Origin of the sequence: Halomonas binhaiensis (assembly GCF_008329985.2) — a bacterium.
Taxonomy (GTDB): domain Bacteria; phylum Pseudomonadota; class Gammaproteobacteria; order Pseudomonadales; family Halomonadaceae; genus Halomonas; species Halomonas binhaiensis.
This window is the reverse complement of sequence record NZ_CP038437.2, coordinates 2408924-2421192: the sequence shown is the minus strand read 5'-3', so window position 1 is coordinate 2421192 and position 12269 is coordinate 2408924. Positions and strand designations below refer to the sequence as shown.

Below are 12269 nucleotides of genomic sequence, written 5' to 3'. Positions count from 1 at the left end.
GTGTATCCCGTCCGCTCTATCCAGCTGTGTCAGGCAGGCCTGGCCATCCGGGAAGCCATCAACGGCGGAAAGCTGGAACCAACTATGAGCGAACTTTTTGAGTGTCCGTGCTGCAGATCATTCACTATTTCAGAACTGGGTGAGTATGAAATATGCTCGGTCTGCAATTGGGAAGATGACCCCGTTCAGTCAGCTAATCCTGATTATGCTGGTGGCGCGAATCAACAGAGCTTGAATCAAGCTCGCCAAGAGTGGTTAGAGAAAAAGGTGGTGTCCCGTCTGCACTGAGAATGTTAGAGATCACGAATATTTCGCCTTAATCGGTGGCAGAGCAGTCCAGAAAATAGCTGCCCCGTCCACAGTGTCCACGCTAGCGGGCTAACGATTTTTTGATAAAAACCGTCTTATTTTCTGTTGAAGCTTTGCTGAAACCTCCTTCGCTGCATGGGCAGCGCTGGAGGTTTGTCTATGTGTATGGTTGAACCTTGATCAAATTATGCAATTTCTTTTCTGTCTCATATCCTGAATGCATACCAACCGTGGACAGTGACGACCTGTCTGTTCTTTCTCTTCGCTGATGGTTTTTCGTGCTATTCAGCCTGCCCTATGGCGGAAACCACCAGCCGTTGATCTTGCCATTCCAGATACTGATCCACTGCGGTGCATGGGTGGATTTTCCTCTGTCTTCCCACACTTCTGCTGGGGTACAGCCGCCAAGGTGCTGATGCGGTCTGGCATGGTTATACCAGCAGCGAAATTCACTCATCATTACCAGCCTGCCACGCGACAACGAAACCGGCGACAGCCTGGACGACCGCACCACTTGGGACATCGAAGGCAGTTACAGCAGCCTCGACCGCGAGCAGATCAACCGCGGCACCCTCGGCCAGGGCGATATAGAAGTCGGTAGTCCCGATTCCCCGCGCAATACCGAACTTGCCGACATCAACCGCGATATCGACCGCGCCCAGGTCGTCACCAAGGATGAATCGAGCCAGACCGACCTGTACGTGACGGAAAGCTCGGTTGAGGATGTGTCGAACCCGGTAGACACCGCCAATCGCTGGGGCCAGCAGGCCAAGGACCTGCCTGAGCAATACGCTGAACTGCCACAGCAGATGAAGGACAACTATGTGCAGTTGGGGCGCGAGGTCACTGCACTGACCCACTCCGCACCGGGAGGAGCGGTAGCAATCGGCGGTGAGGAAGTGGCGGAGATCATGTTTGATCGCCTGATCCGCGAAGGCTATAGCGCTGAGGAAGCGAAGGCGACGCTCTCGGATCCTGAATTCCAGCAGAGCGTTCTGGCTAATGCGAAACGTATTGCCGACGGTGGGGTTGATGCAGGGACAGCGTATACCCCAGAAAAACAACCCCGTGCCAGCTTCAATGCTGACGGACAGCCGGTTGTTGTCATTCCGGCGGTAGAGCTGCCTGATGAGGTTGTGACTGGGGTTAAGAAACCACCGACCCCTGCACAAGTGGTACTGGAAGGGGCATCCGAAATTAATGCCTATCTGGAAGAGAACCCCGAGTTGGCCAGCGCGGTGGAATATGCCTTAGTCGCTGCACAGGGGCCAAAGGGAGTGCTTATCTATCTGGCCAATGCTGCCGTGGCGGAGACTCAGGTTGGCGGTATCATTGCGGAAATACCCGCCATCGTCGGGCGTTACGTAGCTGAAGGCATTGAAGGCTACGAGCTTGACGGTAGCACCGATAAGAGAGACCGTTACCTGTTAGGTGGTGGGGAATTCGCTGCCAGTGTAGTGATCGGTGCTGGAGGTTTGAAGAAAGGTGGCAAGAGCCACGCTGATGGAAAAGGAATACCTGACACTTCAAGTGCAGGGCCAAACCTAACCATTCGTGATCATTATGAGCATCACAATGCGATGCGTACCGATGTGATCAACCAGTTGGAGAGTCAAGGCTATCGGGTTGCAGACGGTGAAGCGTCTTTTGGCAGTTCTTGCGGTCCGGGGCGTTGTCGACCTGATATCATTTACGAAACACCTGATGGAAAGAAGGGGATTGTCGAGATCAAGACCGGAAATGCTGACCTAAGTATCCGGCAGACTGAAATTTTTCCGCAGATCGAAAATGGGGATGCCATACCACGAGGTAGGATTGCTGATAGGTTTGGTTTGCAACCTGGTGTTCCATTGCGAGAGCAGGGCTATCCAAATGGTATTCCTATTGAAGTACAAGAGTTTCCAGGGGCAGGCCAATGAATATTGTTGAAATTACAAACATTTTGAAATTGCTAGGATGGTCTATATCGAGAGATGAGGTGGGAGACAGGCTGGCATCCTATGGATTACCAGATCGAACTGCAGACATCATTTACGGGATGAAAAGATTGACGAACGATCAGCAGCTATGGGTAATGCGTTCAACGTCAACGGATGCTTTCTCTAATGCTTGTGCAGTGGTTGATTCCAGCCGCAGAGAAACTACTCCACTTCTTACGTCGTGGAAGGGCTTGCGCATTCAAGCCCCAGAAATCCTTGACGAACACGTCCGGCAGGGATCGGAGGAGGCGATTGCTTGGGCGCAGGAACAAGATTTGGACAGGGCATTGCAAGAGCATGCTGCTATGCCAACTAATGTGCCTGGTGCCAAGCCTATTTGGCACCTTGCTGCTTTGGCGCTGCTTGGTAATGTAGAAAAGCTGAAATCCTATCAGTCCAGTTTCGAAGCGGGAGATCGGCTTGGATTCGTGCCTTACATCACCAAGGACTACATTGACCGAGCTGTGTCTCTTGGCGAAGAGTATGCTTCAGGTGTTTGACTATTATACTGGTGTGTCCCGTCCACAGTGTCCACGCTAGCGGGCTAACGATTTTTTGATAAAAACCGTCTTATTTTCTGTTGAAGCTTTGCTGAAACCTCCTTCGCTGCATGGGCAGCGCTGGAGGTTTGTCTATGTGTATGGTTGAACCTTGATCAAATTATGCAATTTCATTCCTGTCTCATATCCTGCATGCATACCAACCGTGGACAGTGACGACCTGTCTTTTCCTTCACTTCTTGAATACCTCTGGCGCTGGTTTATGGCGGAAACCACCAGCCGTTGATCCTGCCGTTTCAGATACTAATCCATTGCAATGTGGTGAGTTTGTCTCAGTTTTCTCATTGCTCCATTTTTATTGTATCTATGTTATCTAGCTAACTATTTTTTATAAAAATCTCGCAATTATCATCTGATCTGTGCTGAAACCATCTTCGCTGCATTGATCTCGTAGAAGTAGGCTAAATCAGCAAGGTTAATGGTTGATAAAATTGACTGGGTTGGCTAAATATCAATGATGCTTATTGTATGTCTGGTATTGGCGCATGTGAGAATCGCTATTTATAAGAAAAATCTTTCTATGTCTAATTGATGTAATGCATAAAGTGTGAGTTATAAATAAAAAGGAAATGAAAATGAAAAAAATTATCGCGATTACTGCTTTGGTTGCTTCAACAGGTGTAATGGCTCAAGATCGTGAAGAAATCATGGAGCAGCTTGTTGAAGCTACTGGATTAAAAGAAATGTTTGAACAGCAGGCTGATGCCCAGCGTCAATCTTTTGAAAGTATTGGGCGCAGTGTTATAGAAAAAATAAAGAGTGAAAATCCTGATAATGAATATATGAAGCGTTATGAAGAGGAAACCCAAAGGTTCATGTCGAGTCTTGATAACATTTTTGAAAGTCAAGAGTTAGTGGATGCTTGGAGTATGTTTTATGGAAAAAATATGTCTGTTGAAGATCTAGATAAAGTATTGGAATACTATCAGTCTCCTATCGGTAAGAAAGATGTAGAAGCTACCAAGAAAGCTATGCCGGAATTTACAAGATATATGACAGAGAAGTCAGTAGAACGATTTGAAGAAGAAATGACGATATATACCAACAATCTCCAGAATATCTCGGGAGAAACGAGAAATAACAAATAAATATATATTGGTGAGAGTCTTCATTAAAATAGTGCTTTTTTCATAAAAAGCACGTCATTCCCTTCTGCAGATTTGCCGAAACCTCCTTCGTTGCATTGGCAGCGGGGAGGCTGTTGTAATGGCAAGGCTAATAGTTGATCAAATCGTGCTGATTCTTTCCTGTTTCCTATCCAATGCAGGTCAAGCGTGGACAGTGGCTACCTGTCTTTTCTTCAATGAGTTTTTGTTGACTTTTCGTGCTGATTACCCTCCCTGTGACGAAAACCACCAGCCAGTAATTCTGTATTAAACATACCAGTCAGTTGAGATGTATAGTTGGGTTTTATCTTTTTAAAGATGCATTTTTTAGATGTATTTTAGATGGTATTTTTCTGCATAAATTTAGCGATTACGTACTGAAAGTGCTTCATTATTTCCTGAATAAATTCCACTTAATAGTGCTGGGCATGGTCGCAATTCTGTGCGGGATCATGCGGGGGAATTGCGAAGCCAACGTTTTCCTTGTTGTGATAGGTCATGGCAATCATCACGCTTCATGACAGTCAGGTGCTGACAACTGAGTGGCTGAGCTGAGTCAAGGTGGCGGAGCAGCTATTTTTTATAATGCGTCTTCATGGATTAGCGCCTGTTGATATTGTCGTTGCGGTTGTGCTGTCCACGCTCGGTTATCTGATCATGAGTGTTTATTAAAAGGAATGTATGATGTCGCATTTCAAGAAGTTGGCAATTGTCGCTGCACTTTCTGTGGCATTTGGTACTGCTGCGCTGGCCAGTGAAGTCAAGTGGAGTTATGAAGGAGATACCGGGCCGGAACACTGGGCGAGCCTGCATGAAAATTTCGCATCCTGTGCCGGTGACCAGCAGTCACCGATTGATATCCAGCCGTCTTCAGTCGTAGATGCAGAACTGCTTCCGCTTGAGATCAACTGGAACGAAAGCGTGGACCTTTCTGTCGCCAACACTGGTCACGGAATTCAGGATAATGGCGCTGACCTTGGCAGTGCGACGATCAATGGCAAGCAATATACCCTCAAGCAATTTCATTTCCATCATCCGTCCGAGCACACGATCAACGGCAAGCACTTTCCAGCCGAGGCCCACTTTGTACATCAGGCCAGTGATGGTTCTCTTGCGGTCATAGCCGTTCTTCTGGAGGGCGGTGGTGAAAACATGGTGTTCAACGACAGCCTGAGTAGCGCCACCGGTACTATAGGAGAAGCACATCTGGGTAAGGAGAGTCCTCGCGACCTGTTGCCGGAGGATCTCTCCTTCTACACCTACCGCGGCTCGCTGACTACGCCACCATGTTCAGAAATTGTCGATTGGGCCATCATCAAGACTCCAATGAAGGTCTCTGATAAGAACATCGAAGCGTTCGCCAAACTCTACAGCAACGATGCGCGTCCGACACAAGATCTAGGTCGGCGCTACGTACTGCAGTAAGGCGGGTCACTTTGTCAGCAGGCAAGCCCTGCTGACAAAGCCTGAAGAAGTGATTCGTTGTTGGCGAACTTTCCCGGAACAAAAAAAGCGGCCATGAAGGCCGCGAAATATCTCCCCTAAAATCTTCTATGAACTCTCTTTAAATTCTCTTCAAATTGTCTTTGAATTCCTTCTTTTCCTTTTCCTTTTCCTTTTCCTTTTCCTTTTCCTTTATCGCCTAAGCACTGCGACGATGCTGCAGTCGCCCGCCGGCCCAGGTTTCGTAGATGGCTCGGTCGTCGCCGAGCATCATCAGGGTGAATAGTTCTTCGGCCAGGGTCTGGCAGCGGGACATGCGGCGGGCCAACAAGGGGGAAGCGAACAAGTCGATGACGACGAAGTCTGCTTCCATGCCGTGGGCGAGGCGGCCGATACGATCATCCAGTGACAGAGACTGTGCATTGCCCAGCGTCAAGGCATGGAAACCGGCCCAGGCGGTGAGTGGCTGGCCGCGTAATTGGCCGACCTGATAACCGGCCTTGAGCGTAGCCAGTCCGGATAGGTCGGTACCGGCGCCAATATCGCTGGCCAGGGTCAGGTTGAGGCCGGTGTCTCGGGCTGCACGTCGGTCGAATAGCCCGCTGCCGAGGAACAGGTTGGAACTGGGACAGAAGGCGATGTTGGCACCGCGTTCAGCCAGGCGTTGGCGCATGCCGTCGTCCAGGTGAATGCCATGGGCGAAAGTGCTGCGAGGCCCGACCAGGCCAGATTGCTCATAGACCTCGAGATAATCGCGACTGTCCGGGAACAGCTCGGCTACCCAGTCCAGCTCGCCGAGGTTTTCCGACAGGTGCGTCTGCAGCCACAGGCTCGGGTCGTTGCGCAGCAGGCCGCCAGCAGCATCGAGCTGGGCCCGGGTCGATGTGGGGGCAAAGCGTGGTGTCACGCTGTATCCAAGACGATCTGTGCCATGCCAGTCGCTGATCAGGCGTTCGCTATCACGAATACCGCCAATGGTGTCATCGGTCAGGCTGTCCGGGGCATGGCGATCCATCAGCACTTTGCCCGCCAGCATGCACAGGCCACGCCGTTGGGCAGCGGTAAAGAAGGCATCCACGGAATTGGGGTGACTGGAACAGAACACCTGGGCAGTGGTGGTGCCTACTCGCATCAGCTCGTCGAGGAAGACATCGGCCATTTTCTCGGCATGGGCGAACTGAGCGAAACGGCATTCTTCCGGGAAGGTGTATTCGTTGAGCCAGTCCAGCAACTGGCGGCCATAGGAGGCCATGATCTCGAGCTGAACGTAATGCACATGGCTGTCGATGAAACCCGGCATGACCAGTTTGTCGCGTTGGTCGATGATGCTGATATCGGCAGGCAGGCGCGGTGCCAGTTCCGTATAGTCTCCCACGGCCTGAATACGCCCGTTGGCCCACCACAGGGCGCCATCCTGGTGGTAGACCACGCTGCCTTCCCGCGGCGAGTCGGCGTCGCCAGGGTCGCTGTCGAAACTGAGGATGCGGGCTCGCATCAGCCAGTCGCGGCCAGTATCCAGGGATTCGTCCTGGGTGGGGGAGTGCGCTTGGTTCAGGCTTGGGTCTGGGTTGATCATGATAGGGCTCTTGAATCCTGTGGAAACATCGCATAAATGCCTGCGCGTGCGAATCACTGGGCTTTCGCCGCCATCCCTGTCGGCTACCCTCCGGGCCATCCGAAGGAAGTTCCAATTCGCTCCCGGCGAATTGGTGCGCGGTGCTGGAGCGCCTGCCCGGCGGGTGGCCGTCCCGTCAATCTTCACCTATACCCATAGGCTCCAGTTGTTGCGCTCCGTGCGCCTTGTTCTTCATCTCGCTCGGCTGATTTATTCAATATTTCCTTGTATGAAGCATCAGTAGGCAGTCTCAATCAAACAGACTGCGCACCTTGTCGCTGGGAATACCACGCTGTTGCCGTTCTTTGCGGGCCTCTCCGCGGACGTCTCTTCCATCGTTGTCGCCACCTGCACTGTCACTGCCCACTTTGTCATTACCCACTCTGTCACTGCTCAGTTTGTTACTGCCGGCCTGGGTGGCACTGATAGGGAGCAGTTCTGCCAGGGCGGACAGGGCGACAGCATAGGGGCGCTTGTCGCCACCGGAGTCGCCAATCGGACAGCGCACACGAGCAACATCTGCATCACCATGGCCTGCAGCGAGCAAGCGTCGGCGGAAGCTTGCCCATTTGCTTTTCGAGCCAATCAGGCCTATCGAGCCTATGTCGCTGCGTTTCAGCAGGGCATCGATCAAGGCGAAATCCTCAGCATGGTCATGAGTCAGCACCAGAGCATGGCTACCTGCGAGCAGATTGGCGACGGCCTGTTCGGGGGAGTTGAGGTGATGACGATATTGACGTGGAGGGGCCGTTTCCAAGTCATCAAAGGCGCTGTCGCGGCTGTCGAACCAATCCATGCGCCACTCCAGTGGCGCTGCCAGTTCGGCCAGTGCACGGCCTACATGCCCCGCACCAAAGACCGCGACATGTACCTCGACACCGGGATATGTCTCGAGGATGACGTTGACGAAGCCGCCGCAGCATTGGCCGCTGCGACCACCCAGAGAGAAGGCTTCCAGCTGCATGCCGGTATGTCCTTCGCTGAGATTCTTGCGAGCCGCAGCGATGACCTGCCATTCAAAGGTACCGCCGCCGAGGGTGTCGTAGACGGCATCTTCGGTAATGACCATGCGCGCTCCCGGCTCACGAGGTGTGGAGCCCAGGCTGGTCACCTGGGTGGCGAGCACATGGGGCAGGCCCTGGCGTTGCAGCCGGGCCAGGGCTTCGTACCAACGTTCAGTGGCCATTGCCCCTTCCTCCATTGGCCGCTTCCAGCATCAGGCGGCGGGCGTTATCTGCGGCCGCCATGACGCGTTCGGGAGTGGCGGGCGTATCCAGGCGCACCGCCTGGCTGTAACCGGTCAGGCTGGAGAGTGCATCGCGCAGGGCGGCCCACACGGAGATGCCCAGCATGAAGGGGGGTTCTCCCACCGCCTTGGAACGATAGATGCTGGCCATGGAATTGGGATGGCCTTCCAGCAATTGGACGTTGAAGGTCGGTGGAAGGTCACCATAGGTGGGAATCTTGTAGGTGGCAGGGCCATGGGAAATCAATTGACCGCGCTCGTTCCACTTGAGTTCTTCACTGGTCAACCAGCCCATGCCCTGGATAAAGCCACCTTCCACCTGGCCGAGGTCGATGGCAGGGTTGAGTGAATCTCCGACATCGTGAAGGATATCGACACGGTCCACCTGATACTCGCCGGTCAGGGTATCCACGGACACCTCGGATACCGCTGCTCCGAAAGCAAAGTAGTAGAACGGGCGGCCGCTACCAGTGGCGCGGTCGTAATGGATCAAGGGTGTCGCGTAGAAGCCTTTCTCCGACAGGGAAATGCGCGACAGGTAGGCGGTCTGGACCAGCTCGCCCCAACTGATATGACGCTGGCTTTCTCCGATGCCGGCGATCAGGTAGCCGTTTTCCAGGCGCATGGCTTCGCGGTCGAGATGATAATGTTCTGCGGCGAAGTCAAACAGCCGGGTCTTGAGCTTGAGTGCAGCATCCCGAGCGGCCTGTCCGTTAAGGTCGGCACCGCTGGATGCGGCCGTGGGTGAGGTGTTGGGCACCTTGTCGGTACGTGTCGCGGTAATACGTACCGTGGCAAGATCCAGCCCCAGCTCACGCGCCACGACTTGGCAGATCTTGGTGTGCAGGCCCTGGCCCATTTCGGTGCCGCCGTGATTGATCATCACGCTGCCATCGGTATAGACGTGGAGCAGGGCTCCGGCCTGGTTGAGGTGCTGAGCGGTAAAGGAAATCCCGAACTTCACTGGTGTCAGGGCCAGTCCCTTGCGAATCACCGGACTTGAAGCATTGAATTCGCGGATGGTCTGGCGGCGTTGCCAGTATTCGCTGGAGGACTCGAGCCTGTCGATCAGCTCATGCAGCAGGGCGATCTGATCGACGCTCTGCCCATAGTGCGTCACGCTGCGCCCTTGGCGATACAGGTTACGCTTGCGCACCGTAAGCGGGTCTTCACCGACCCGGCGGGCGATATCTTCCATGGCCGCTTCTATCACCATCATGCCCTGAGGGCCGCCGAAGCCGCGGTAAGCTGTGTTGGACGCTGTATGGGTACGCGCACGATGACCCGTAACACGCGCATCACCCAGAGAATAGGCATTGTCCGAATGGAACATGGCACGGTCGACGATGGCATCAGAAAGGTCCGGTGAATAGCCGCAATCGCCGATCACGGTGATATCGCCACCCTGGATCACACCGCTGTTGTCGATAGCGAGACAGTAGCGGTTATGGAAGGGGTGGCGTTTTCCGGTGACGCGCATGTCTTCACTGCGCGGCAGCCTCAGGCGGCAGCTGCGGCCCGTGCGTCGTGCAATGATCGCGGCAATGCACGCCCAGGGCGATGCCTGGGTTTCCTTGCCGCCAAAACCGCCTCCCATGCGTCGGGTTTCTACGGTGACCGCATGCAGTGGCACACCAAGCACTTCGGCCACCAGTTTCTGGGTTTCACTGGGGTGCTGGTTGGAGGTGTGAACCATTACCCCCTCATCTTCACTGGGATGCACCACACAGGCCTGACCTTCGAGATAGAAGTGTTCCTGGCCGCCGACGAACTGCTCTCCAGAGATGGTGATGGGGGCCTCGGCCAGGGCCTTCTCCCAATCGCCGCTGACCTGCTGATGCGTCGGGCGCACAAAGTCGCCAGCTTCGGCAGCGGCTACCGGGTCGAGGCTGGCAGGCTGTTCATCGATCTCGATAACAGCCTTGAGCGCAGCCTGACGCGCAGCGCGATAGCTGTGCGCGGCCACGGCAAACATGACCTGGCCGGCGTACAGAACTTCTCCATCCGTCATGATCGGATCGCCAGGGAAGACGGGGCCAATATCCGTGTGTCCTGGCACATCGGCGACAGTGATCACATCGACGACCCCTGGCGCGCTGCGTACGGCATCAAGGTCCAGCCGTGTGATGCGGCCATGGGCAACCGGCGACAAGCCCAGGGCAAGATGCAGGGCATTGGCTGGCGTGGCCAGGTCATCGATGTAGGCAGCACGCCCGGTGACATGCTTGATGGCACTTTCATGGCGTTCAGGTTTACCAGAGAAGCCGCCGCTATTGTCTTGCTTCTGCTGCGCTGGCTGCTGTTTGGCGTGTTGCTCGCGCGACGGTGTGGTTTCCGGGGGAAGATCAATGAGCGTACGCATGGAGCATCACCTCCTGAACGGCAGAAGTGGAAGATGAGTCGGTAGGGTTGGCCATCACCAGTCGCAGGCGCTCAAGCAAAGCCTGAGCAGAATGGGTGCGATAGTCGGCACTGCCACGCACATCGCTCATTGGCGAAAAATCCTTGGCCAGAGCCTGTCGTGCTGCTTGAAAGATTGCCGCTGACGGGGGCTGGCCCAGTAAAACTGCTTCGGCGCCCTTGGCGCGAGCCGGGATGCCGGCCATGCCACCAAAAGCCAGGCGCACATCACTCAGGCAGCCATCCTCGATTTTCCATGCAAAGGCGCCAAGTACGGCGGAAATGTCATCTTCGCGGCGTTTGGAGAGTTTCCACACCTTGAGCTCGTGTCCTTGCACAGGGGCTGGAAGGAAAATCGCCGCCAACACTTCGTCTGCCGCCAGTTCGGTCTTCTTGTAATCGAGGAAGAAGGCTTCCGCGGGTATCTCGCGAGTGCCGTTGGGACCTGCCAGTCGCAACTGAGCATCCAGTGCCAGCAGTACGGGTGGGGTATCGCCGATAGGCGAAGCGTTGGCCACATTGCCGCCCAGGGTACCTCGGTTGCGTACTTGAGCAGAGCCAAGGCGATGCAACAGATGGGCGAAGGTGGGGTATTCGCGTTCCAGCAACGGTTCGAGGTCAGCGTAGGTCATGGCTGCGCCGACCCACCAGCCAGAACGACCCGCCATGTCTACCCCTGTCTCGATGGCACATAGTTCCTTGACTCGGGTGACATCGATGATGGAAGGAAAGTCGAGCAGTCGCTGGGTTGCTTCGAGCCACAGGTCAGTTCCGCCAGCGACCAGGCGAGCCTGGGGATGTGCGCTGCGCAGTTCTACTAGTTCAGCCAGCTGAGTGGGCTGGTGGAAACGGCTGTTCGCTTGGTCGATGTGAGCATCATCGCCGACGTTCACGGCCAATCGTTCTGCCAGAGATGGATCTGCCAGCCATGCAGGAAGGTGGCCTTCGATGTCGTTCATGCTCAGTGCGGCATCTCGGATCGGCCGGTATCCCGTGCAGCGACACAAATTGCCACCCAGGGCGGCTTCCAGGCGCTCAGGTGTCAGGGGCGCAGGGCGTGTGCGCTGTTCTTCGTGCAAGGTAAACAGCGACATCACGATACCAGGCGTACAGAAACCGCACTGGCTGCCATGGCAATCGACCATGGCGACCTGAGCAGGGTGCAGATGCTCGCCTTCGGCCAGTCCTTCCACGGTGACCAGATGGCGGCCCTGCAGTTGGTGGGCCGGCATGATGCAGGCATTGGCACTGCGGTAGCGGAGCTCGCCGGTACTGTCCGGCTCACCGATAGCAACGGTACAGGCGCCGCAGTCGCCGGAGGCACAGCCTTCTTTGGTGCCGGTCATGCCGAGCTGCTCTCGCAGCAGCTCCAAGACACTGAGGTGGGCATCCGCCGCAAGGCGCTGCGGTTGTCCATTGAGGTAGAACTCAATCATGGCAGGGTCCTGACAGATAGTTGTCATTATGGTATCTCTGATTCAATAGTTGACCATTCGGTCAGATTCTTCAAGTGCAAGTTGGAAATTTTTTCTGCTGTTTCCATCTCAGCCTGCTTCTGCAACCTGTGGCGAATTGTCAGCAGGCGGGTGTATCAGGCACTCTTCTCTTTCT

10 protein-coding genes are annotated in these 12269 nt (G+C 54.7%); 5 read left to right on the top strand and 5 right to left on the bottom strand.

Translation table 11 applies throughout. The features are described 5' to 3' along the window. The first annotated feature begins 84 nt into the window (after window positions 1-84). Window positions 85-288: a CPCC family cysteine-rich protein gene (locus E4T21_RS21665; protein ID WP_149284971.1), complete on the top strand. Its 204-nt coding sequence runs from the start codon at window positions 85-87 to the stop codon at window positions 286-288. A 470-nt stretch (window positions 289-758) separates the two neighbouring features. Here the strand turns inward: E4T21_RS21665 and E4T21_RS10670 are convergent, their stop codons facing one another. Further along, window positions 759-1097 (bottom strand): hypothetical protein, encoded by a 339-nt coding sequence (locus tag E4T21_RS10670; RefSeq protein ID WP_187775156.1) that lies wholly within the window; start codon window positions 1095-1097, stop codon window positions 759-761. Between the two features lie 21 nt (window positions 1098-1118). Here E4T21_RS10670 and E4T21_RS10665 point away from each other — a divergent pair, with 21 nt between their 5' ends. The 4 genes from E4T21_RS10665 (at window position 1119) to E4T21_RS10650 (ending at window position 5379) form a co-directional block, all read left to right on the top strand. Beyond that, window positions 1119-2228 (top strand): hypothetical protein, encoded by a 1110-nt coding sequence (locus E4T21_RS10665; RefSeq protein WP_187775155.1) that lies wholly within the window; start codon window positions 1119-1121, stop codon window positions 2226-2228. Continuing rightward, window positions 2225-2788, top strand: a complete 564-nt coding sequence (locus E4T21_RS10660) for a DUF6990 domain-containing protein (RefSeq protein ID WP_149284968.1) — start codon at window positions 2225-2227, stop codon at window positions 2786-2788. The genes E4T21_RS10665 and E4T21_RS10660 overlap by 4 nt, the downstream gene beginning before the upstream one ends. A 635-nt stretch (window positions 2789-3423) precedes the next feature. Next, window positions 3424-3936 carry a DUF2059 domain-containing protein gene (locus E4T21_RS10655; RefSeq protein WP_187775154.1) on the top strand — a complete coding sequence of 171 codons (513 nt, stop codon included), beginning with the start codon at window positions 3424-3426 and terminating at the stop codon, window positions 3934-3936. Between the two features lie 702 nt (window positions 3937-4638). After that, window positions 4639-5379, top strand: a complete 741-nt coding sequence (locus tag E4T21_RS10650; protein WP_205423492.1) for a carbonic anhydrase — start codon at window positions 4639-4641, stop codon at window positions 5377-5379. A gap of 217 nt (window positions 5380-5596) precedes the next feature. Here the strand turns inward: E4T21_RS10650 and guaD are convergent, their stop codons facing one another. The 4 genes from guaD to xdhA form a co-directional block, all read right to left on the bottom strand. Further along, window positions 5597-6892, bottom strand: a complete 1296-nt coding sequence (guaD, locus tag E4T21_RS10645; protein WP_240349381.1) for a guanine deaminase — start codon at window positions 6890-6892, stop codon at window positions 5597-5599. 370 nt (window positions 6893-7262) lie between these two features. Next, window positions 7263-8198, bottom strand: a complete 936-nt coding sequence (xdhC, locus tag E4T21_RS10640; RefSeq protein WP_149284964.1) for a xanthine dehydrogenase accessory protein XdhC — start codon at window positions 8196-8198, stop codon at window positions 7263-7265. Then, entirely contained in the window at window positions 8188-10620 is a 2433-nt protein-coding gene (gene xdhB, locus E4T21_RS10635) for a xanthine dehydrogenase molybdopterin binding subunit (protein ID WP_149284963.1), read from the bottom strand. Before xdhB ends, xdhC begins: the two co-directional genes overlap by 11 nt. Beyond that, window positions 10604-12094, bottom strand: coding sequence for a xanthine dehydrogenase small subunit (xdhA, locus tag E4T21_RS10630; protein ID WP_149284962.1), 1491 nt, complete (start codon window positions 12092-12094; stop codon window positions 10604-10606). Before xdhA ends, xdhB begins: the two co-directional genes overlap by 17 nt. Window positions 12095-12269 lie beyond the last annotated feature (175 nt).

Bases quoted from the DNA above. Each gene is read 5' to 3' on its own strand.
- E4T21_RS21665 (WP_149284971.1), top strand. From the start codon at position 85: ATGAGCGAACTTTTTGAGTGTCCGTGCTGCAGATCATTCACTATTTCA.
- E4T21_RS10665 (WP_187775155.1), top strand. From the start codon at position 1,119: ATGAAGGACAACTATGTGCAGTTGGGGCGCGAGGTCACTGCACTGACC.
- E4T21_RS10660 (WP_149284968.1), top strand. From the start codon at position 2,225: ATGAATATTGTTGAAATTACAAACATTTTGAAATTGCTAGGATGGTCT.
- E4T21_RS10655 (WP_187775154.1), top strand. From the start codon at position 3,424: ATGAAAAAAATTATCGCGATTACTGCTTTGGTTGCTTCAACAGGTGTA.
- E4T21_RS10650 (WP_205423492.1), top strand. From the start codon at position 4,639: ATGTCGCATTTCAAGAAGTTGGCAATTGTCGCTGCACTTTCTGTGGCA.
- guaD (WP_240349381.1), bottom strand. From the start codon at position 6,892: ATGCGAGCCCGCATCCTCAGTTTCGACAGCGACCCTGGCGACGCCGAC.
- xdhC (WP_149284964.1), bottom strand. From the start codon at position 8,198: ATGGCCACTGAACGTTGGTACGAAGCCCTGGCCCGGCTGCAACGCCAG.
- xdhB (WP_149284963.1), bottom strand. From the start codon at position 10,620: ATGCGTACGCTCATTGATCTTCCCCCGGAAACCACACCGTCGCGCGAG.
- xdhA (WP_149284962.1), bottom strand. From the start codon at position 12,094: ATGATTGAGTTCTACCTCAATGGACAACCGCAGCGCCTTGCGGCGGAT.